The organism is Pseudomonas protegens (genome assembly GCF_003363755.1).
Classification (GTDB): Bacteria; Pseudomonadota; Gammaproteobacteria; order Pseudomonadales; family Pseudomonadaceae; genus Aquipseudomonas; species Aquipseudomonas danubii.
Genome location: NZ_CP031396.1, coordinates 4390918 through 4411461, shown reverse-complemented (window position 1 = coordinate 4411461; position 20544 = coordinate 4390918). Strand labels below are relative to the sequence as shown.

At 63.4% G+C, this 20544-nt stretch carries 19 protein-coding genes and 1 pseudogene; 12 read left to right on the top strand and 8 right to left on the bottom strand.

Translation table 11 applies throughout. The annotated features are described in order from the left end of the window. Positions 1–8: 8 nt before the first annotated feature. Positions 9–773 carry a sulfite exporter TauE/SafE family protein gene (locus DWF74_RS19890; RefSeq protein WP_102861037.1) on the bottom strand — a complete coding sequence of 255 codons (765 nt, stop codon included), beginning with the start codon at positions 771–773 and terminating at the stop codon, positions 9–11. A gap of 238 nt (positions 774–1011) precedes the next feature. Here DWF74_RS19890 and DWF74_RS19885 point away from each other — a divergent pair, with 238 nt between their 5' ends. The 3 genes from DWF74_RS19885 to DWF74_RS19875 all read left to right on the top strand — a co-directional run bounded on the left by DWF74_RS19885 (position 1012) and on the right by DWF74_RS19875 (position 2959). Continuing rightward, positions 1012–1893: a LysR substrate-binding domain-containing protein gene (locus DWF74_RS19885; RefSeq protein WP_115581556.1), complete on the top strand. Its 882-nt coding sequence runs from the start codon at positions 1012–1014 to the stop codon at positions 1891–1893. Between the two features lie 56 nt (positions 1894–1949). After that, entirely contained in the window at positions 1950–2525 is a 576-nt protein-coding gene (locus DWF74_RS19880) for an NAD(P)H-dependent oxidoreductase (RefSeq protein ID WP_115581555.1), read from the top strand. 62 nt (positions 2526–2587) lie between these two features. Continuing rightward, positions 2588–2959 carry a MerR family transcriptional regulator gene (locus DWF74_RS19875; protein ID WP_102861034.1) on the top strand — a complete coding sequence of 124 codons (372 nt, stop codon included), beginning with the start codon at positions 2588–2590 and terminating at the stop codon, positions 2957–2959. Positions 2960–3650: 691 nt separating this feature from the next. Here DWF74_RS19875 and DWF74_RS19860 read toward each other — a convergent pair. Beyond that, positions 3651–5064: pseudogene (locus DWF74_RS19860) on the bottom strand (amino acid permease); the annotation flags it as partial. Between the two features lie 110 nt (positions 5065–5174). Continuing rightward, positions 5175–6425, bottom strand: coding sequence for a kynureninase (gene kynU, locus DWF74_RS19855; protein ID WP_115581554.1), 1251 nt, complete (start codon positions 6423–6425; stop codon positions 5175–5177). Between the two features lie 188 nt (positions 6426–6613). Between kynU and DWF74_RS19850 the strand changes: the two genes are divergently transcribed. Beyond that, entirely contained in the window at positions 6614–7087 is a 474-nt protein-coding gene (locus DWF74_RS19850) for an Lrp/AsnC family transcriptional regulator (protein WP_115582466.1), read from the top strand. A gap of 6 nt (positions 7088–7093) precedes the next feature. On the opposite strand, the gene DWF74_RS19845 is transcribed toward DWF74_RS19850, so the two are convergent. Further along, on the bottom strand, positions 7094–8107 hold the full coding sequence (locus DWF74_RS19845; protein ID WP_102861030.1) for an AraC family transcriptional regulator: 1014 nt from the start codon (positions 8105–8107) through the stop codon (positions 7094–7096). A gap of 349 nt (positions 8108–8456) precedes the next feature. Here DWF74_RS19845 and antA point away from each other — a divergent pair, with 349 nt between their 5' ends. The 5 genes from antA (at position 8457) to DWF74_RS19820 (ending at position 14252) form a co-directional block, all read left to right on the top strand. Beyond that, positions 8457–9845 carry an anthranilate 1,2-dioxygenase large subunit gene (gene antA / locus DWF74_RS19840; protein ID WP_115581553.1) on the top strand — a complete coding sequence of 463 codons (1389 nt, stop codon included), beginning with the start codon at positions 8457–8459 and terminating at the stop codon, positions 9843–9845. Positions 9846–9847: 2 nt separating this feature from the next. Then, entirely contained in the window at positions 9848–10339 is a 492-nt protein-coding gene (gene antB, locus DWF74_RS19835; protein ID WP_108544092.1) for an anthranilate 1,2-dioxygenase small subunit, read from the top strand. 18 nt (positions 10340–10357) lie between these two features. Then, positions 10358–11380, top strand: a complete 1023-nt coding sequence (gene antC / locus DWF74_RS19830) for an anthranilate 1,2-dioxygenase electron transfer component AntC (protein ID WP_115581552.1) — start codon at positions 10358–10360, stop codon at positions 11378–11380. A 79-nt stretch (positions 11381–11459) separates the two neighbouring features. After that, positions 11460–12860 carry an amino acid permease gene (locus DWF74_RS19825; RefSeq protein WP_102861026.1) on the top strand — a complete coding sequence of 467 codons (1401 nt, stop codon included), beginning with the start codon at positions 11460–11462 and terminating at the stop codon, positions 12858–12860. A gap of 183 nt (positions 12861–13043) precedes the next feature. Next, the gene (locus DWF74_RS19820) at positions 13044–14252 is read left to right on the top strand and encodes a benzoate/H(+) symporter BenE family transporter (RefSeq protein WP_115581551.1); all 1209 of its coding nucleotides are present in this window, start codon (positions 13044–13046) and stop codon (positions 14250–14252) included. Between the two features lie 14 nt (positions 14253–14266). On the opposite strand, the gene DWF74_RS19815 is transcribed toward DWF74_RS19820, so the two are convergent. The 3 genes from DWF74_RS19815 to kynB all read right to left on the bottom strand — a co-directional run bounded on the left by DWF74_RS19815 (position 14267) and on the right by kynB (position 17630). Beyond that, entirely contained in the window at positions 14267–15766 is a 1500-nt protein-coding gene (locus DWF74_RS19815; RefSeq protein WP_115581550.1) for a PLP-dependent aminotransferase family protein, read from the bottom strand. 265 nt (positions 15767–16031) lie between these two features. Further along, the gene (kynA, locus tag DWF74_RS19810; protein WP_115581549.1) at positions 16032–16883 is read right to left on the bottom strand and encodes a tryptophan 2,3-dioxygenase; all 852 of its coding nucleotides are present in this window, start codon (positions 16881–16883) and stop codon (positions 16032–16034) included. A gap of 105 nt (positions 16884–16988) precedes the next feature. After that, on the bottom strand, positions 16989–17630 hold the full coding sequence (kynB, locus tag DWF74_RS19805) for an arylformamidase (RefSeq protein WP_102861022.1): 642 nt from the start codon (positions 17628–17630) through the stop codon (positions 16989–16991). A 276-nt stretch (positions 17631–17906) separates the two neighbouring features. Between kynB and DWF74_RS19800 the strand changes: the two genes are divergently transcribed. From DWF74_RS19800 to DWF74_RS19790, 3 genes are all read left to right on the top strand, one after another. Next, positions 17907–18251: a cupin domain-containing protein gene (locus tag DWF74_RS19800; protein ID WP_102861021.1), complete on the top strand. Its 345-nt coding sequence runs from the start codon at positions 17907–17909 to the stop codon at positions 18249–18251. A 123-nt stretch (positions 18252–18374) separates the two neighbouring features. Next, entirely contained in the window at positions 18375–18860 is a 486-nt protein-coding gene (gene parS, locus DWF74_RS19795) for a type II RES/Xre toxin-antitoxin system antitoxin (protein WP_102861020.1), read from the top strand. Next, complete coding sequence (locus DWF74_RS19790) at positions 18857–19375, top strand: RES family NAD+ phosphorylase (protein WP_102861019.1); 519 nt, start codon at positions 18857–18859, stop codon at positions 19373–19375. Before parS ends, DWF74_RS19790 begins: the two co-directional genes overlap by 4 nt. A 281-nt stretch (positions 19376–19656) precedes the next feature. Here DWF74_RS19790 and mmsB read toward each other — a convergent pair whose 3' ends face one another. Beyond that, complete coding sequence (gene mmsB / locus DWF74_RS19785; protein ID WP_102861018.1) at positions 19657–20544, bottom strand: 3-hydroxyisobutyrate dehydrogenase; 888 nt, start codon at positions 20542–20544, stop codon at positions 19657–19659.

The following is a 20544-nucleotide window of genomic DNA, read 5'->3' as shown; positions in this document are numbered from 1 at the left end:
CCGAAGGTCTAGCCGCTGATCAACAGATGCCCGCCCAGCAGCCCCAGGCCGATGAAGAACACCCGCTTGAACAGCAAGGCGCTGATGCGCTGGCGCAACCATTGCCCCAGCCACATGCCCAACAGCGCCGGGGCCAGGGTCAGCAAGGAAGCCCCCAGCTCGGCGCTGCCCAGGGCGCCGCGCCACAGCAGGCCGGCGGCCAGGGCCAGGGTCGACACCGTGAACGACAGGCCCAGAGCCTGCACCAACTGATCCTTGTTCAAGCCCAGGGCCTGCAGATAGGGCACCGCCGGGATCACGAACACCCCGGTGGCCGAAGTGATGACCCCGGTGATCAGCCCGCATAGCGGCGCCAGCCAGCGCTCCTGGGCCGGCGACACGCGCAGGGTCGGCAACAGCAGGCCGCTCAGGGCATACAGCAGCAACGCCGCGCCCAACCCCCGCACCACCCAATGCCCGCCCTCGATGCCCAGCCACAATGACCCGGCGGCCGTGCCGACGAAGATCGCCAGCAACATCGGCCACAGGCGCTTGAGCAAGCCCGGCAGGTGCCCGCCAAAGGCCAGTTGCCAGAGATTGGTCAGGGTCGCCGGAATGATCAGCAAGGCTGCAGCCTGCGCCGGAGCCATAGCCAGTCCCAACAACCCCATGGCGATGGTGGGCAGGCCGAGACCGATCACCCCCTTGACCATACCGGCCAGTACGAAGGTGCCGATGACCAGCAGAGAAAGGGCCATGCCAAGATTCTGGTAAAACGCGAGAGAGCTGTTCATGGGCCTATCCTGCGCCCTGCACGCCGCGCTGAAAATCTGCCATATACTGAGCCAGCCTCTTGCCAGGCAATAGGCACATACCAAAACCTATTGCCCGTACCTCCGTAGGAGCTGGCTTGCCAGCGAAGGCGCACTCAAGCCCGATGCAAAATCCGAAGGCCTCTTCGCCGGCAAGCCGGCTCCTACAAAAACATCTGCACGGCCTCCGTAAGAGATCCCGTTCCCCGAGGAATGCCCCATGCACTTCGACCTGATCGACCTGCGGCTGTACCTGAACATTCTCGACGCCGGCAACATCACCGCCGGGGCCGCTCGCAGCCATCTGTCCCTGGCCGCCGCCAGCGCTCGAATCCGCGCCATGGAAGCCTCCCTGGGCATCGAGTTCCTCGAACGCGGGCGCCGCGGCATTCGCCCGACGCCCGCCGGCAAGGCCCTGGCCCAACATGCCCGGACGCTGTTGCTGTACGCCGAACACCTGCAACAGGACCTCGCCGAATACGCCAAGGGAATCAAGGGCCAGGTGCGCTTGCTGTGCAACACCACCGCCCTCAGCGAGTACCTGCCGGAGCTGCTGGCGGACTACCTGCACAACCAGCCCCAGGTGGATATCGACCTGCAGGAACTGCCCAGCCAACGCATCACCCACGCCCTGCGCCAGGGTGCGGCAGACCTGGGTATCGTCTCCGACGCGGTGGACATTCAGGGACTGATGAGCCGGCCTTTCCGTGATGATCCGCTGGTCCTGGTGATGCCCCAGGATCACCCGCTGAACCTGCAGCCCAACCCCAGCTTCAACGACACCCTGGCCCACGACTACGTTGGCCTTGCCAGCCATAGCGCCCTGGCGGTGTATCTGGAGGAACAGGCCCTGCACCTGGGACGACGCATGCAATTGCGCATCCGCGCCGAAGGCTTCGACGCCCTGCTGCGCATGGTGGCCCGTGGGGCCGGGCTGGCGCTGGTGCCCCTGGCGGCCCTGGAGCGCAACCGTCACCTGCCGTTGCAGTCGCGCCCGCTGGGCGAAGCCTGGGCCCGGCGCCGGTTGCTGTTATGCGCCCGTGACTTCGCAACGCTGCCGCTGTATGCCCAAGGTTTGTGCGCGGCACTGCTGCCGCCTTGACTCTCCCCTTAGGGGCAGACTTTAGCCTTGGGGTTTATCCCTCAAGGACCACGGTAATGAGCAAACGCATCCTGGTGATTCTCGGCCACCCCTCGCGCAACAGCCTGTGCGCGGCATTGAGCGAGCGCTATGTGAAGGCGGCGCAGGAAGCCGGGCATGACGTGCGCCAGCTCAGGCTCGGCGAGCTGCGCTTCGATCCGGTGCTGCGCGAAGGCTACCGGCAGATCCAGCCTCTGGAGGAAGACCTGCAACGGGCCCAGGCCGACATCCTCTGGGCCGAGCACCTGACCTGGGTCTTCCCCATCTGGTGGGGCGGGATTCCAGCCCTGATGAAGGGCTTTCTCGACCGTGTGCTGCTGCCCGGCTTCGCCTTCAAGTACCGCCCCGGCAAGGCCTTTCCCGAGCAACTGCTCAAGGGCCGCACCGCCCACCTGATGGTGACCATGGACACCCCACCCTGGTATTTCCGCTGGTTCTATCGCATGCCCGGCTTGCAGCAGATGCGCCGCACCACCCTGGCCTTCTGCGGCATCAAGCCGTTGCGCACCCTGACCTTTGGCCCGGTGCTGGACGCCAGCGAAGAACGCAAGGCGGATTGGCTGATGCAGGCGCAATACCTTGCCAGGCAGTGAATCCACCGGATAATGCGCAAGGCTGTCCACCGCCCGAAATCGGTACTGAACAAGGAGTTTTCATGTACATCGGCCAAGCCGCGCAACTGTCCGGGACCACGGTCAAGAGCATCCGTCACTACGAAGCCATCGGCCTGTTGCCCGAAGCTCCGCGTCAGGGTCGCTACCGTCTCTATGACGCCCAGAGCGTCGAGCAACTGATGTTCATCAAGTGCGCGCAGCAGTTGGGTTTCAAACTCAAGGAATTGCAGCAGGTGTTCGCCACGCACCAGGGCCAGGCCTTTCCCTGGGACCGCGCACAGGCCGCCCTGGCGCAAAAGAGGCGCGAGCTGCAACAACAGATCGATGACTTGCAGCAGTTGCAGGGCCGGCTCGAAGTCTTCGAGACCAGCCTGCAACAGGCTCGCGAAGAGTGCCCCTTGGGCAGCCTCTAGCGGGTCGTTGAGAAAGGAGCAGAAAGGTGCATTCCGATAGAAAATTCAATTAATTAGTGACGCCAATCAGGCTCAGCGGCTCGCACGAACAAGTCCGCTGGCACCGTCCAGACCTCCGGACTCGCTCCACCAGCTCCGCCCTTAGACTTTCGGAGGCAACTTGGGGCACCAAACCAAACTGCGATGTGTTCCTCGGGGACATTTGGGTCCCCCTCAATGCCGACCACGACCGCAAGAAGGCCGTCTAGCTCGACTAAGTCACCACGTTGCCAATTTGTCATGCGCAGCACCTTTGAAGGTTTTGGATTTTCAAGTCGGCTCGTTCGTCGCAAGCGCGACACTCACCACAACTCATGTCGGGGATGGCTGCCACCACCCAGCGATTGCGCCCAGGCGGATCGCATTGTAAGCCGCTAAGGCCCAGGTGACCCAGCCTCGCAAGGTGGCGAGGCCTCACCACCCTCCTTAGTCGCTCGCTAAGCACGCTATACACAACCTGCACCAGCGATGCCCGGAGAATCCGCTCAGACGGATTCGACGGCCGCCCAGCGTCCGCATGGCGGGTGTCCAGCAGATCGCTCAGCTCGCGGAGAATCGTATCGACCAGGATGCGAAGCCCATGAATGGGGTGATCGGCCGGTACACCGGCCTCCACGTATACGAGAACACGCCAAGCTGCTGGACATCCGGGAGGCGTGGCCTCAGACCTCGGACAGTCCGGCGACCGTCCTGGGCTTACGGAAGCACAGGTAGTAGACCAGGGTCAGCAACAGCAGGAAGGGCACCCCGAACACCAGGGTCATCTTGAACGCCTCGGTGAAGAAGGTGGTGATCATCACCGCCCCCATCAGCACCAGTCCCAGCAGGGTGCTGTAGGGAAACAGGCGCATGCGGAATGACAGTTGCTGTTCACCGTGGCGCTGGTGATAACGACGGAAGCAGTAGTGGGTGAGGAAGATCATGAACCAGGTGAAGATCGCGCCGAACATCGAGATCGCCATCATCAGGACGAATGAGCTCTCCGGGTACAGCACGTTGATCAAGGTGGCCAGGGCAATACCGGAGCTGGACAGCAACAAGGCATTCAGCGGAATCCCGGTCTTGCTCAGGGCGCCCATGGACTTGGGCGCAAAGCCGGCGCGGGACAGGCTGAACATCATCCGCGTGGTGATGTAGAGCTGGCTGTTCATCGCCGACAAGGCCGCGATCAGGATCACGAAGTTCATCACCCCGGTGGCCCCGGGAATGCCGATGGTCTGCATCACCGTGACGAACGGGCTCTGGGCCTTGCCCGCCTGGACCCAGGGCACGATGGCCAGCATCAGCGCCAGGGTCAGCAGGTAGAACACCACCAGGCGCACGATGGTGGCGCGAAACGCCTGCTTCACCGCACGTTGCGGGTCCTTGGCCTCACCCGCCGCCACCGCGATCATTTCCACGCTCAGGTAACTGAAGATCGACACGATCACCGCGATCCACATGCCCTGGAAACCATTGGGAAAGAAGCCGCCGTGGGCGCTGTAGTTGTGCACGCCGTAATCGGGGTTGCCGGAGCCGAACACCACATACACCGCAAGGATGATGAAACCGACGATGGCGGCGATCTTGATGGTGGAGAACCAGTATTCGAAGTTGCCGAAGGTCTTCACGCTGATGGCGTTAAGCAGAATCAGCACGCTGGAGAAGGAAACAATCCACACCCACTCCGGAACGTTGGCGAACCAGTACTTCATGTACATGGCGATGGCCGTGACCTCGGCGCCCACCGCCAGCACGATGGCCGCCCAGTAGGCATAACGCACCAGGAACCCGGCCAGCGGGCCGATGTAGAACTCGGCGTAGGCGCCGAAGGAGCCAGAAGTGGAATGGGCCACGGTCATTTCCGCCAGGCAACCCATCAGCAGCAGAGTGATCAACGCGCCGATGGCGTAGCTCAGCAGCACGCTGGGGCCGGCATAGCCGATGGCATAGGCACTGCCCATGAACAGGCCGGTGCCGATGGCCCCGCCGATGGCGATCATGCTCATCTGGCCGGCGGTCAACTGCCGCCTGAGGCCGTGCTCGCGATTGGAAATCGCTTCGAAACCCTTGTTGGAGGTGGTCACTTTGAGTGCCTCTTTATTGTTGTGTGCACGTATGAATCGTTGTGACGGCCCGTCCTTGTGCCGCTGCCCTGGTTGCCGCATGCAGCAGCAACCAGGGGATAAAGCGCGTCTCAGGTCACGCTGTGACGCACCTGGAACTGCGCCTGGGCCCAGGTTTTCTGATCAAGGATTTCACCGAGAATCTGCACCGCGTCCCAGACTTCGCTGAAACGGGTGTACAGCGGGGTGAAGCCGAAACGCATGATGCGCGGCTCGCGATAATCACCAATCACGCCCCGGGCGATCAGGGCCTGGATCACCGCATAACCTTCAGGGTGTTCGAAGCTCACGTGGCTGCCACGCTTGACGTGATCGCGTGGGGTCACCAGCTTCAGGTCGTGGCCGGCGCAACGCTGTTCCACCAGTTCGATGAACAGGTCGGTCAGGGCCAGGGACTTGCGCCGCAGGCTCTGCATGTCGGTCTGTTCGAAGACCTCAAGGCCGCACTCGACCATGGCCAGCGAAGTGATCGGCTGGGTGCCGCACAGGTAGCGGGCGATACCGCTGGCGGGCTCGTACTGGGTGGCCATGTCGAACTGCCGGGCATGGCCGAACCAGCCGGACAGCGGCTGGGTCACCAGATTGCACAGGGCAGGAGCAACCCAGGCGAAGGCTTGCGAACCCGGGCCGCCGTTGAGGTATTTGTAGGTGCAGCCGATGGCGTAGTCGGCGCCGCTGCGATTCAGCTCCACCGGCACTGCGCCGGCCGAATGGGCCAGGTCCCAGAGGCTCAGGGCGCCGGCTTCGTGGATCAGTCCGGTGACGGCCTGCATGTCGTGCATGTAGCCGGTCTTGTAGTTGACGTGGGTGAGCATCACCACCGCCACGTCCTGGTCGATGGCGGCTGGCAGTTGTTCCGGGCTGTCTACCAGGCGCAGGGAATAGCCCTGCTCAAGCATCCGGGTCAGGCCCTCGGCGATGTACAGGTCGGTGGGAAAGTTGCTGCTCTCGGAAACGATCACCCGCCGCTCGGGGGCACGCTCGGCCTGCACCTGCAGGGCGGCGCTGAGGACTTTGAACAGGTTGATGGACGTGGTGTCGGTGATCACCACTTCGCCGCTGCCGGCGCCGATCAGCGGGGCCAGGCGGTCCCCCAGGCGCTGGGACAGGTCACGCCAGCCGGCGCTGTTCCAACTGCGGATCAGGCCGTCGCCCCACTCCTGCTCGATCACTTGCCGGGCCCGTTCCAGGGCGGCCACAGGGCGAGCACCCAGGGAGTTGCCATCGAGGTAGATCACCCCCTCGGGCAAGGCGAACTGTTGGCGCAGCGGCGCCAGTGGGTCCTGTTCATCGAGACGCAGGCAGTGGTTTTTATCGATCATTGGAAGTCCTGTCTTGGTCAAGGTCATGCCCGCCTGGAACAGGCCGGGCACGGGGTCTGGACGACCCGCAAACTCAGGAAATAATGGACGAAGCCAGCTAGAATTTTCGTGCAAAGTGCAGCGCGTTATCGTACTAATCTCGAATAAAATTCTAATCCTTCAATAAAAAACGCGGATTTATGCCAGCCATGACCCTCGACTCCACCGACCTGCGCATCCTCTACTTCCTGCAACAGGATGGACGTATCAGCAATCAGGAACTGGCGGAGAAAGTCGCCCTTTCACCCTCCGCCTGCCTGCGCCGCCTGCGCATGCTCGAAGGCGACGGGATCATCAGCAGCTATCGCGCCCAGCTCAACGCCGAGCGCCTGGGGATCGAGTTGGAAGCCATCGTCCATGTGTCCCTGCGCCAGGATGTGGAGGGCTGGCACGAGACCTTTATCAGCAAGGTCCAGCAATGGCCGGAAGTGGTGGCCGCCTACGTGATCACCGGCGCCAGCAACTACGTGCTGCGGGTGCAGGCGCGCAACCTCAAGCACTTCTCGGATTTCATCGTCAATCACTTGAACCGCGCGTCCGGGGTTACCGATATCCGCTCGGAAATCGTCCTGCAGAAGATCAAGGAACAGGACGGCCTGCTGGATCTGGTGCTGCGCAAGTAGTACGTCCTAGAACCCCACCGGGCGCCGCGCCTGGTGGCGCTGGACTGTGGCGCTCGGCGCCTCGTCGAACAGCTTGCGGTACTCCGCGGAAAACCGCCCCAGGTGGGTAAAGCCCCAGGCCAGGGCAATCTCGGAAATATTGCGCGCCGCGCCGTGTTCGAGAATGTCCTGGCGCACGCCGTTGAGCCGATAGCGCTTGAGATAGGCCATGGGCGACAGGGCAAAGTACTTGCGGAAGGCCTCGAACAGCTTGAAGCGTGAAACACCGGCGGCGGCTTCCAGGTCCTCCAGGTGCACCGCCTCTCGGGCATGCTCGTGCAGGTACTGGCGGGCCCGCACCAGGTAATGCGGCAGCTTGACCCCGAGCATCGCCTGCAGCTCCGCAGAGTAGTTGTTGGGTTGGGCCAGGATCAGGCCCTTGATCAGGGAGCTCTCGATTTCCCGGGTGAAGGCCAGTTGCTCGTAAAGTTCGTTGCCCTGGGCCAGTTCGCCAATGAAGTGATGCGCCATGCGCCACCAGGCCGCGGCGGCGCCCTGCCGTGCGTCCATGGCAGGCTCAAAGCGCAGCGGCTGCTCGACCGGGCGTTGCAGCAACGCCTCCAGGGCTTCGCTCATGGCCGGCCGGGAGATCACCACCTGCAACTTGCGGCAGTCACCGGAGATGGCCAGCACCTGGCTTTCGTTGGGAGCAACGATCACCCCCTGGTCCGGGTCCGAACGCAGCAGGCGACCGTCCTTGCTCAGCTCCTGCTCGCCGCACAGGGGCAGGCTCAGGCTGTAGCTGCTGAAGCGCTCGGTGTCCTCGATATCGACGACCACATCGGTGCCGTATTCGATGATGCCCAGGGTCGTGGCGCGTGACCTGAGGACGTTGGCACTGTGGTGGAAACGAATGCGTTCGGGGTTAGCGGTTTCCAGGCGGTGCGGCCCACAGATACCCGCCATCCAGTTCCTGGCCCCTTCAAGGTCATAGCGATCGATACGAATCTCGCGAAACAGCCCATCAGCCTTGCTATTCATCACGGCGCACCCACGGCAATTATTATTCAGCGCGCTCTGACGGCGCGTCTTGTGTGACAGGGCAAGTTTTGCGCCAGCCGGCAACGCTGCCAACCCAGTGGATAGCAATCGCCCACTAAGTGGATAACCCGCCCCCATCGTCCTCATCTGGCCGGGCCCACAGTAGCCCATCGGCGCCCCGTGGTGCAGCTGTCGATCGCCGATCCGCTCAAAGGTGGGTCGCAGCTGGGTCACAACTACCCAGGCAATTTTATGGATGGCCTTGGCCGACTAAGCGGATAGCCACCGGCGCCCCGCACTCTCTCTAATGACGGCACCCGATTGACCTGAATAAAAAAGGTACCGACTCATGAGTGGTGCAAGAAGCGTCGAGCAGTGGCAGGACTTCATCCACGGCTGCCTGGATTTTCGCCCCGCGGACGGAGTGTTCCGTATCGCCCGGGAGATGTTCACCGAGCCCGAGCTGTTCGATCTGGAGATGGAACTGATCTTCGAGAAGAACTGGATCTACGCCTGTCACGAAAGCGAACTGCCCAACAATCACGACTTCATCACCCTGCGCGCCGGGCGCCAGCCGATGATCATCACCCGCGACGGCGAGGGCCGGCTCAATGCCCTGATCAACGCCTGCCAGCACCGCGGCACCACCCTGACCCGGGTCGGCAAGGGCAACCAGTCGACCTTCACCTGCCCGTTCCACGCCTGGTGCTACAAGAGCGACGGGCGCCTGGTGAAGGTCAAGGCCCCGGGGGAATACGACGAGGGCTTCGACAAGGCCACCCGCGGCCTGAAGAAGGCCCGCATCGACAGTTACAAGGGCTTTGTCTTCATCAGCCTGGACGTGGCCGCCGACAACAGCCTGGAAGACTTCCTGGGCGACGCGCGGATCTTCTTCGACATGATGGTCGCCCAGTCCCCCAACGGTGAGCTGGAAGTGCTGCCGGGCAAGTCCGCCTACACCTACGACGGCAACTGGAAGCTGCAGAACGAGAACGGCCTGGACGGTTATCACGTCAGCACCGTGCACTACAACTACGTGGCCACGGTGCAGCACCGCCAGCAGGTCAACCGCGACAACGGCAGCGGCAGCAGCGCCACCCTGGACTACAGCAAGCTCGGCGCCGGCGACGCCAGCACCGACGATGGCTGGTTCGCCTTCAACAACGGCCACAGCGTGCTGTTCAGCGAAATGCCCAACCCGGCGGTGCGCTCCGGCTACGCCAGCATCATGCCGCGCCTGGTGGAAGAGCACGGCCAGGCCAAGGCCGAGTGGATGATGCACCGCCTGCGCAACCTGAACATCTACCCCAGCCTGTTCTTTCTCGACCAGATCAGCTCGCAGCTGCGGATCATCCGCCCCATCGCCTGGAACAAGACCGAGATCATCAGCCAGTGCATCGGGGTCAAGGGCGAGAGCGATGCCGACCGGGAAAACCGCATCCGCCAGTTCGAGGATTTCTTCAACGTCTCGGGCATGGGCACGCCGGATGACCTGGTGGAGTTTCGCGAGGCCCAGCGCGGCTTCCAGGGACGCCTGGAGCGCTGGAGCGATGTCTCGCGCGGCCATCACCGCTGGACCACCGGCCCCACCGCCAACAGCGAGAACCTGGGCATCCAGCCGGCCATGACCGGCACCGAGATCACCCATGAAGGGCTGTACGTCAACCAGCACCGCAACTGGCAGAAATTCCTCCTCGACGGCCTGCAGCGCCAGCCCCTGAAACTGCGTGAGGTATGAACATGAATGCGCAATTGCAGTACCAGATCGAGCAATTCTTCTATCGCAAGTCCGAGCTCTGCGACGCCCAGGACTGGGACGCCTACCTGCAGCTGTTCGCCGTGGACAGCGAGTTCCACCTGCCGCAGTGGGACTCGGAACACGTCTACACCCGGGACCCGAAGCGCGAGATGTCGCTGATCTACTACGCCAACCGTTCGGGCCTGGAAGACCGGGTGTTCCGCCTGCGCACCGGCAAGGCGGCCTCGACCATTCCCATGCCGCGCACCCTGCACATGGTCAGCAACCTGCGCATCGCCGAGGGCGCCAACGGGCTGCTGCAGGTGCGCCTGAACTGGCACACGCTGTTCTATCGCCTGGCCACCTCCGAGGACTTCTACGGTCACGCCACCTACGACCTCAAGCCCCATGGCGACAGCTGGCTGATCCAGCGCAAGCACGTGCTGCTGCTCAACGACACGATCAACTCGGTGCTCGACTTCTACCACCTCTGACTCGACGGACATCCCTTCATGACGCACAAGGTCGCGTTCAGCTTTGCCGACGGCAAGACCCTGTTCTTCCCGGTCAAGGCCAATGAAATACTGCTCGACGCTGCCCTGCGCAACGGCATCAAGATCCCCCTGGACTGCCGCGAAGGCGTCTGCGGCACCTGCCAGGGCCGTTGCGAGTCGGGCCAGTACAGCCAGGACTACGTGGACGAGGAAGCCCTCTCGCCCCAGGACCTGGAGCAACGCAAGATGCTCACCTGCCAGACCCGGGTGCAGTCCGATGCAGCGTTCTACTTCGACTTCGATTCCAGCCTGTGCCACAACGCCGATCCGGTGCGGCGCACCGGCTCGGTGATCGACGTGCGCCAGGTGTCGGACAGCACCGCGATCCTGCACCTGGACCTGGGCCGCCACGAGGCGCCGCTGGAGTTTCTCCCCGGCCAGTACGCGCGCCTGCAAGTTCCCGGCACCGACAGCAGCCGGGCCTACTCCTTCGCCAACCGGCCGGGGGCGGACAACCAGTTACAGTTCCTGATCCGCCTGCTGCCCGACGGGGTAATGAGCAACTACATCCGCGAGCGTTGCCTGGTGGGCGACAGCATCGAACTGGAGGCGCCGCTGGGGGCTTTCTATCTGCGCCAGATCAGCCGGCCGCTGCTGCTGGTGGCCGGCGGCACCGGGCTGTCGGCGCTGCTGGCGATGCTCGAACAGATCGTCGAGCAGGGCTGCCAGCAACCGGTGCACCTGTACTACGGCGTACGCCAGAGTGCCGATCTGTGCGAACTGGAGCGTATCCAGGCGCTGGGCGAGCGCCTGCAAGGTTTTCGCTTCACCCCGGTGATCAGCGACGTCGACCCGGATTGGTCGGGCAAGCGCGGCTACATCACCGAACACTTGGACAGCAGCCAACTGCGCGACCAAGACAGCGACCTGTACGTTTGCGGACCGCCACCGATGGTCGATTCGATCCGAACCTGGCTGCAAGAACAGCAACTTAACCGCGTTCAGCTGTATTACGAGCGGTTTACCGAGAGTAATATCTGATCCCGTCAGCATTGAGCCGCGATCGGTCCCGTTCACCACGGGATCGGTCCTGATAACAACTAGAAGAGAGCGCACATTAGTGGATCAAACCTTGCAACAAGGTGAACTCAAGCGTGGCTTGAAGAATCGCCATATTCAGTTGATCGCCCTGGGCGGGGCGATCGGCACCGGACTCTTCCTCGGCTCGGCCGGGGTGCTCAAGTCCGCCGGACCTTCGATGATCCTCGGCTATGCGATTGCCGGATTCATTGCCTTCCTGATCATGCGCCAGTTGGGGGAAATGATCGTCGAAGAGCCGGTGGCCGGCTCCTTCAGCCACTTCGCCCACAAGTACTGGGGCGGCTACTTCGGCTTTCTCGCCGGCTGGAACTACTGGGTGCTGTATGTCCTGGTGGGCATGGCCGAGCTCACCGCGGTGGGCAAGTACGTGCAGTTCTGGTGGCCGGAAATCCCCACCTGGGTCAGTGCGGCGGTGTTCTTCGTGCTGGTCAACCTGATCAACATGATGAACGTGAAGTTCTTCGGAGAAGCCGAGTTCTGGTTCGCCATCATCAAGGTGGTGGCCATCGTCGGCATGATCGTCCTCGGTTGCTACATGCTGTTCAGCGGCAGCGGCGGCAGCCAGGCGTCGGTGAGCAACCTCTGGTCCCACGGCGGTTTCTTCCCCAACGGCGGCACCGGCCTGCTGATGGCCATGGCCTTCATCATGTTCTCTTTCGGCGGCCTGGAACTGGTGGGCATCACCGCTGCCGAAGCCGCCGAGCCGCGCAAAGTGATTCCCAAGGCCATCAATCAGGTGGTGTACCGGGTGCTGATCTTCTACGTCGGCGCCCTGGCCGTGCTGCTGTCGCTGTATCCGTGGGATGAACTGCTGGTGAGCCTCAACGCCGGCGGCGACGCCTACAGCAGCAGCCCTTTCGTGAAGATTTTCTCGCTGATCGGCAGTGATGCGGCGGCGCAGATCCTCAACTTCGTGGTCCTGACCGCAGCACTGTCGGTGTACAACAGCGGCGTGTACTGCAACAGCCGCATGCTCTATGGCCTGGCCGAACAGGGCGACGCACCCAAGGCGCTGATGAAGCTCAACAAGCAGGGCGTGCCGATTCTGGCCCTGGGCATTTCCGCGCTGATCACACTGCTCTGCGTACTGGTCAACTACCTGGCGCCCCACGAAGCGCTGGAGCTGTTGTTCGCCCTGGTGGTGGCTGCACTGATGATCAACTGGGCGCTGATCAGCCTGACCCACCTGCGCTTTCGCAAGGCCATGGCCGAGCAAGGCGTGGTGCCGTCGTTCAAGGCCTTCTGGTCGCCACTGAGCAACTACCTGTGCCTGGCGTTCATGGTGATGATCATCGGCGTGATGTGGATGATCCCGGGCATCCGCGCCTCGGTGTATGCGATTCCGGTGTGGGTCCTGGTGATTTGGGGCTTCTACCGCCTGAGTCATGCACGCAAGGCCGGACAGCCCGCCCTGCACTAAGCCTCAGGCTTGCAACACCCGAAAGCCCGGCCGGGATCAAGGCCGGGCTTTTTTGTCGGCGGCGCAAAAGCGGTCTGCCAATTAGGGTGAATGTGGCCTGAAACAACAGTCCGCCCTCTCTCTAGAATCGACTCCCTCCCGGCACCTGAGCCTGGGAGCCTGTTTCTGGATGGAGAGCGGCTGATGAACAGAACGGCGACAAGCCTGCGCTGGACCGATGTTTTCTCGCCCACCGTGGCGGCGCTGATTTCAGTGCTGGTGAACTACGGCGGAACCTTTGTCCTGGTGTTCCAGGCCGCCGAGCTGGCGCGCCTGTCAGCGGCCCAGACCGCGTCCTGGGTCTGGGCAGTGTCGGTCGGTGTCGGCCTGACCGGGCTGTGGCTGAGCCTGCGTTACCGAGCGCCGATCATCACTGCCTGGTCCACACCCGGCGCGGCCTTCCTGGCCACGGTGATGCCCTTCACGCCCTACGCCGAGGTGATCGGCGCCTACCTGATCTCGGCCCTGGGGTTCATCATCCTCGGCGGCTGCGGGGCCTTCGACAAACTGGTGCGGATGATCCCCAAGGGCATTGCCGCCGGCCTGCTGGCGGGCATTCTGCTGCAGTTCGGGATCAATGCCTTTGGCGGCGCCAGCGCCGACCCGCTATTGGTGACAGTGCTGTTGGTGTCCTACGCCCTGCTGCGGCGTTTCACCTCGCGCTTTGCCGTGGTGGGCATCCTGGTCATCGGCCTGGGGCTGCTCATCGCTCAGCAGCGGATCGACTTTTCTGCCGTGCACTTGAGCCTGGCCGTGCCGGTATTCACCGCGCCGCAGTTCTCCCTGCAGGCCTTGCTCGGAGTGGCCTTGCCGCTGTTCGTCATCACCCTCACCGGCCAGTACATGCCCGGCATGCTGGTGTTGCGCAATGACGGCTACAGCACCAGCGCCAATCCAGTGCTCACGGTCACCGGCCTGGGTTCGCTGCTGATGGCACCGTTCGGCGCCCATGCCTTCAACGTGGCGGCCATTACCGCGGCGATCTGTACCGGCAAGGACGCCCATCCTGACCCGAAAAAACGCTACATCGCCGGTATCGCCTGCGGGCTGTTCTACATCCTGGTGGGCACCTTCGGCGTGACCCTGGCCAGCCTGTTCATGGTGCTGCCCAAGACCTTTATCAGCGCCCTGGCGGGCCTGGCGCTATTGGGGGCCATCGGCGGCAGCCTGGCCAATGCCATGGCCGACGCGGCCACCCGGGAAACCGCGCTGATCACCTTCCTCGCCACCGCGGCCAACGTCACCCTGCTCGGGGTCGGCGGTGCCTTTTGGGGGCTGGTGGCCGGCTTGACCGCGCACCTGCTGATCCATGGCCGGGCCACTCTGTTGACCGCCCGTACCGTCAAACCCTGAAGGCCAGCGCCTGGCTAGGCCTTTCTCAGGGCCTGGGCCAGGCGTGCCATGGTCGTTTCGATTTCATGGGCGCTGAGCGAGGCGTAGCCCAGCAACCAACCTGGCTGCTTGTGCTCCCCGGCATACAGCCGGCTGAGCCCTGGTAACTGGATGCCGGCCCTGGCGGCTCGTTGCTGGGTCAACGCTTCGCTCCAGCCGGGCTCCAGCAGGCAAGGAATCTGCAACCCGCCCGGTGGCGGCAAGGCCACGGCAATGCCCTGCAAATGCCGCCCGATGGCATCGAGCATGGCTTGCCGACGCTCGGCGTACAGCTTGCGCATGGCCCGCACATGGGCGTTGTAGTGCCCCTCCTCCATGAACCGCGCCAAGGTCAGCTGGAGGATCTGCGGCGTGTGCCCGTCCATGATGCTGCGGGCCGCGCTGAAGGCGTTCACCAGCTCGCTGGGCAGGGCCATGTAGCCCATGCGCAGGCCCGGGTAGAGGGTCTTGCTGAAGGTGCCGATGTAAAGGGTGCGCTGATACGGGTCCAGGCCCTGGACACAGGCGGTGGGCAAACCGTCGTAGTGGAACTCGCTGTCGTAGTCGTCCTCGATGATCCATTTCTCCTGCTCGGCGGCCCAGCGGGTCAGTTCCAGGCGGCGCTCCAGGGACAGGGTGACGCCCGTGGGGTACTGGTGGGACGGCGTCACATAGACACAGCGGGCGCCACTGCGGTCGGCCCGCAGCAGGTCGGTGCGAATGCCCTGGCTGTCGACGTCGATGGGCACGATGCGCGCCTCGGCGGCCTCGAATGCCTTGCGTGCGCCGAAGTAGCCCGGGTTCTCCAACAGGATCGGCTTGCCGGCGTCCACCAGCAGTTGCGCGCACAGAAACAGCGCCTGGCGGGTACTGCTCAGCACCAGGATCTGCTCGGGCTGCACCTTGGCTCCGCGTTCCAGGTTCAGGTAGGCGGCAATGGCCTTGCGCAGGGGCAGCGCACCCTGGGGATCGCCATGCAGCAGTACATTGGCGCGGTAATCCTTCAGCGCCTGGCGTTGCAGGCGTTCCCAGACATCCAGCGGGAAGCTGCGGGTTTCCGGCAGCCCGGTAGCAAAGGCGGTGACGGCCTGCTGATCGCTGACGCCGCCCCTTTGCAACAGCAGCGCGCCGCGCCGGCTCAGGCCCGCCCCAGGCTCTCGGCTGTGCCCAGGCTGCCCCTGCAACTGCTGGCGGCGGCGGACCGAGCCGCGTAGCTGGGCACCGATGGCTTCACAAACATAACTCCCCGAACCTTCGCGGCGCTGGATAAAACCGTCGCGCTGCAACTGCACATAGGCGTTTTCCACGGTGTCCCGGGAGACCGCCAGCGACTTGGCCAGGGCCCGACTGGCCGGCAACTTCACCCCAGGCCCCAGGGCGCCATCGAGGATCAGCCCGCGCAATGCACGCTGGATGCGCTGGTGCAGGTCCAGAGGGCGGAACTCAGGGTCGCTGAGGCGCATCTTGAGGGTTTCAAGCTCGAAGGTCCGGGACATGTGGTCTGCCTGGGAGAGTAAAAAGTCTGCGCTGAAGGCAGCCACTTTATCTCCAGAGCGCAACTGTCGCCAATGCCTACCGCTCTGCAACGACCTCTGTAGCCGCTGCCGCAGGCTGCGCTAAGGTCCGCAGGACCTTCCAGACCTCAAGAGCGCGTCTGCGCGCAGGCGATCGCAGCCTGCGGCTGCGGCGACATTAGGGATTCAGGCAATCAGACGCCGGCAGGCAAATGAAAACGCCCCGGCAGGCGGAGCGTTTTGCGGATCAGAGCGAGGATCGCACTCGCCACAACTCGGGGAACAGCACGGTGTCGAGCATCTTGCGCAGGTAGCCCACGCCTTCGGTGCCGCCGGTGCCAGGCTGGAAGCCGATGATGCGCTCCACCGTAGTCACGTGACGGAAGCGCCACTGGCGGAAGGAATCCTCCAGGTCGATGAACTTTTCCGCCAACTGATACAGGTCCCAATAGGCCGAAGGGTTGGCGTATACCTCGCGCCAGGCCGCCTCCACCGACGGGTCATGCTGAGTCGTGGTGCTGCTGTTCAGGGCCAGGCGCGCGGGGTCGATGCTCAAGCCGCTGCGAGCCATCAGGGCAATCGCTTCGTCATACATGGACGGCGTGGCAATCGATTCTTCCAGGGACTGCAGCAGCTCGGGACGGTGGGCGTGGGGCCGCAGCAGGGCCGCGCTCTTGTTGCCGAGGATGAATTCGATTTCCCGGTACTGGAACGACTGGAAGCCCGAGGACTGGCCCAGGTACGGGCGGATCGACTTGTACTCGGACGGCGTCATGGTGGCCAGCACGGCCCAGGCGTGCACCAGTTGGTCGAAGATCCGCGAGACCCGCGCCAGCATCTTGAACGCCGGGGGCAACTGGCCCTGGCGCACCTGCTCGCGGGCGGCCTTGAGCTCATGAAGCATCAGCTTCATCCACAGCTCCGAAGTCTGGTGCTGGATGATGAAGAGCATTTCGTTGTGATCCGGCGACAGCGGATGCTGGGCGCTGAGAATACGCCCCAGGTCCAGGTAGTCGCCGTAGCTCATGGAATCGGAGAAATTCAGCTCGGCGTTATGCCATTCATCCGGTGGGTTGCTTGAAAAAGGACATTGGCTCATGGCGTGGGCTCCTCGCCTCAGGCAGCGGTTACCACCCGCAGGCTGTGCAACCCGGGCCGGGATGCACAACGGCGCGGACGGCCAGCTGTGTATTTATTGTAGGAATCAATCGGCCAGGGGGCGCAGGATCGCCCGCACCGGACTGGCATCCAGGTGGGCAAAGCGCAGTGGCAGGGCAATCAGTTCGTAGTCGCCTTCGGCCACCTCATCCAGGACTATCCCCTCAAGGATCGCCATGCCGTGACGGGCCACGGTGTTATGAGCATCCATGGTCTTGGACTGCTGGGGATCGAGGGACGGGGTGTCGATACCGATCAGGCGCACGCCGAGGCTGGCCAGCAGTTCGATGGTGGCTGGAGCTACCGCGGTAAAGTCCGGGTCCCACGTGCTCAGCGGCGCCTGTGGATAAGTGCGTAGCAAGACTCGCGCAGGCAAGTTGTCCAAGCGTCCGAGCACGGCTTCAGGCTGCACCAGGGCGCCGCTGTCCAGGCAATGCAGGACCCGGCACGGGCCCATGTAGACATCCAGCGACACCTCGCCGATGGGCAGGCCATCCGGCCGGTAATGCAGGGGCGCGTCGACATGGGCGCCAGTGTGGGGCGACAGGGTTACGCGCCCGACATTCACCGGGCATTCGGGCCCGAACTGCCAGACGCGCTCCTCCTGAAACGGTGTGTCCCCCGGCCAGGTCGGGGTCGCGGTACTCAAAGGCGGGCTGATATCCCACCAGCGTGGTGTATTTTCCATTCGTGCGGCTCTCGGTCACTCCGGACTGAATGATACGAGCGATACCAGTAAAGATTCTTGCGAAATAACTCGGGCATCGTCAGATATTTCGCAAATCCTGCTAAAAAACCGCCCTTTGTCGAGGGAATGTTTCAAGCGCCAGCCGCCCGTTATCCCCCAGCCGGCAGCGACTCTCGCATTGCGCTTCTGGATACCCCGAGGTCGAGAACAGACATCCCCCTGAACGTGGGCCGCTATAGGGTGCATCTTCAGTTCTCTGCCCGCTAGGAGCACAGCATGTCGCAACCCATTACCGTTCTGCGCGATACCCACCCTCTGCCCGTCCTCGACGCCTGCAAGTGGGAAAAACTCGAGGGCGATCCCCACACCGTCAACCTCAACGCCTACACCAGCGAGGACGGCAGCAAGATCATGGGCACCTGGATCTGCACCCCGGGCAAGTGGCGGGTGGCCTATGAAAAGTGGGAGTACTGCCATTTCCAGGAAGGGTACTGCGTGATCACCCCGGATGGCCGCGATCCCATCCACTTGCGTGCCGGCGATATCTTCGTGGTGGAACCCGGGATGAAAGGCACCTGGGAAGTGGTGGAAACCGTGCGCAAATACTTCGTGTTCGCCTGAGTCAGAACACACCGGGGGGCCCCTTCGACCCGGGCTCCCCTTCCGGCATTGCCATTGAACACAACGCGCTCCGCCAAATGTCTATATAATCACTGCCAAATGGCAAAGGCAGGAGTAGTACTCATGGTTGCGCTGACAGGCACCGGCATTGCCCCCAAGCGGCGGGGCAAACTGGTATTGAAAGAACAGTCTGCGGACATCCTCCTGGGTGGCCGGGCACGGTTTGACGACCGCATTTCGATCTATCGCTTGACCGAGGAAGGCATCCCCCTGACGGCGATCATCAAGTTCGTCTCCTCGGTCCCCATGCTCAAGGACGAACAGGTCCTGGCCAAGATCATCGGCCTCTCCGAACGCACCCTGCATCGGCGCCTGAAAACCCCGGACGAACCCCTGAACCCGGAGCAGAGTGCCCGCGCGGTACGCTTTGCCCAGGTGCTGGCCAAGGCCCAGGACGTCTTCGGCAGCAGTGAAGAGGCACAGGACTGGATGGCCAAGCCGGTGATGGGCCTCGACGGTCATAAACCGGTGGATCTGCTGACCAACCCCATCGGCTTCGAACTGGTGGACGAGTTCCTCACCCGCCTGGAATACGGGGTCTATCAGTGATCAGTATTCCGGGCAGCAGCGAGATTCATTTCTGGCGACTGGACGCCGCCCGGCACGCCGATAGCTGGGACAGTGGCATCGGTGCCGAGCTGTGCGGCGGCCGCTGGAACTCCAAAGGGGTCAAGGCCGTGTATGGCAGCGCCGATCCGGCCACGGCGATTCTGGAAGTGGCGGTGCACAAGGGCTTTGCCGCACTGGATAACGTGCCCCATGTCCTCACTGGCGCCCTGATCCAGGACCCGTCGGCCATCTACCGCGTGGATGAACGCAGCCTGCCCAATCCCAACTGGCTGATCCCGGGCATCCCCAGTGCCGGCCAGCAGAAATTCGCCGACCAGTTGCTGGCCGACCATCCATTCGTGCTGGTGCCCTCATCAGTGTCCCGGCACAGCTGGAACATTCTGATCAATCCATTGCTGGCCAAAGGGCTGTACCAGGTGGTGATCCAGGAACGCTTCGGCCTCGACACCCGTCTCAACCCTCCCCCGCACACCGCTGCCAATCGCCCGAACTGAACCCACAAAAAAGCGGGAACCTGCCCGACGCAGATTCCCGCAAACGCCCCGGCTGAAGGGGCCGCGTTTAATACCAATCTTCGCCAGACTTGAAATCGCTGCGGCCCTTCGGGCCGTTCGTAGCCTGCGGCAGCGGCTACACCTATCCTTGTAGCCGCTGCTGAGCCCGCGAAGCTGCGAAAAGGACCGCAGGGCCTTGCTTGGCGCTATCCCGCTTTGAGATCGCTGCGTCTCCTGCGCAGCCGTTCGCAGCCTGCAGCAGCGCCTACACAATCTTTGCCTTACTGCGGCTTGCGGTAGCTGTTGACGATGGCCGAGAAGTCCTTGCCGCCTTCCCCACGCTGGCTCATGGCCTGGTACAGCTGCTGGGCCACGGCGCCGAGCACCACCGGCTGATGCGCCTGGCGCGCGGCCTCGGTGGCCAGCCCCAGGTCCTTGAGCATCAGCTCGGCACCAAAGCCGCCGGTGTAGCCCCGGGACGCAGGGGCGGTTTCAATCACTCCAGGCCACGGGTTGTAGGTATCGGAACTCCAGCAACGGCCGGTGGAGCTGTTGATGATCCCCGCCAGCACCTGGGTATCGATGCCCAGGGCATCCCCCAGGGCCATGGCTTCGCTGACACCGATCATCGAAATCCCCAGCAGCAGGTTGTTGCAGATCTTGGCGATCTGCCCGGTGCCCACTTCGCCGCAATGCACGATGTTGCGCCCCATCTGCGCCAGCACTGGCTGCAGGGTGGCGAACAGCTCGGCACTGGCGCCGACCATGAAGGTCAGGGTCCCGGCCTGTGCACCACCGGTGCCGCCGGACACCGGCGCATCGGCCATGGCCACACCTTGCTTGGCAGCCACAGCGGCCACTTCACGAGCGGTCTGCGGGTCGATGGTGCTGCAGTCCACCGCAGGGACACCACGGCCAATCCCTGCCAGCACCCCGTCTTCACCCAGCCACACACTGCGCACATGGGCCGCAGCCGGCAGCATGGTGATCACCAGTTCGGCACCTTCGGCAGCCGCCTTGGGCGAGGCAGCAACGCGCCCGCCCAGTTGCGCCAACTCCGCCAGCACGCTCTGGTTGAGGTCGAACAGGTTCAGCTGATGCCCGGCCTTGATCAGGTTGCGGGCCATGGGTGCGCCCATGTTGCCCAGGCCGATAAATGCAATGTTCAT

Excerpts from the sequence above, each read along its gene's own strand:
- DWF74_RS19890 (WP_102861037.1), bottom strand. The coding sequence starts at position 773 with ATGAACAGCTCTCTCGCGTTTTACCAGAATCTTGGCATGGCCCTTTCT.
- DWF74_RS19885 (WP_115581556.1), top strand. The coding sequence starts at position 1,012 with ATGCACTTCGACCTGATCGACCTGCGGCTGTACCTGAACATTCTCGAC.
- DWF74_RS19880 (WP_115581555.1), top strand. The coding sequence starts at position 1,950 with ATGAGCAAACGCATCCTGGTGATTCTCGGCCACCCCTCGCGCAACAGC.
- DWF74_RS19875 (WP_102861034.1), top strand. The coding sequence starts at position 2,588 with ATGTACATCGGCCAAGCCGCGCAACTGTCCGGGACCACGGTCAAGAGC.
- kynU (WP_115581554.1), bottom strand. The coding sequence starts at position 6,425 with ATGATCGATAAAAACCACTGCCTGCGTCTCGATGAACAGGACCCACTG.
- DWF74_RS19850 (WP_115582466.1), top strand. The coding sequence starts at position 6,614 with ATGACCCTCGACTCCACCGACCTGCGCATCCTCTACTTCCTGCAACAG.
- DWF74_RS19845 (WP_102861030.1), bottom strand. The coding sequence starts at position 8,107 with ATGAATAGCAAGGCTGATGGGCTGTTTCGCGAGATTCGTATCGATCGC.
- antA (WP_115581553.1), top strand. The coding sequence starts at position 8,457 with ATGAGTGGTGCAAGAAGCGTCGAGCAGTGGCAGGACTTCATCCACGGC.
- antB (WP_108544092.1), top strand. The coding sequence starts at position 9,848 with ATGAATGCGCAATTGCAGTACCAGATCGAGCAATTCTTCTATCGCAAG.
- antC (WP_115581552.1), top strand. The coding sequence starts at position 10,358 with ATGACGCACAAGGTCGCGTTCAGCTTTGCCGACGGCAAGACCCTGTTC.
- DWF74_RS19820 (WP_115581551.1), top strand. The coding sequence starts at position 13,044 with ATGAACAGAACGGCGACAAGCCTGCGCTGGACCGATGTTTTCTCGCCC.
- DWF74_RS19815 (WP_115581550.1), bottom strand. The coding sequence starts at position 15,766 with ATGTCCCGGACCTTCGAGCTTGAAACCCTCAAGATGCGCCTCAGCGAC.
- kynA (WP_115581549.1), bottom strand. The coding sequence starts at position 16,883 with ATGAGCCAATGTCCTTTTTCAAGCAACCCACCGGATGAATGGCATAAC.
- kynB (WP_102861022.1), bottom strand. The coding sequence starts at position 17,630 with ATGGAAAATACACCACGCTGGTGGGATATCAGCCCGCCTTTGAGTACC.
- DWF74_RS19800 (WP_102861021.1), top strand. The coding sequence starts at position 17,907 with ATGTCGCAACCCATTACCGTTCTGCGCGATACCCACCCTCTGCCCGTC.
- parS (WP_102861020.1), top strand. The coding sequence starts at position 18,375 with ATGGTTGCGCTGACAGGCACCGGCATTGCCCCCAAGCGGCGGGGCAAA.
- mmsB (WP_102861018.1), bottom strand. The coding sequence starts at position 20,544 with ATGAACATTGCATTTATCGGCCTGGGCAACATGGGCGCACCCATGGCC.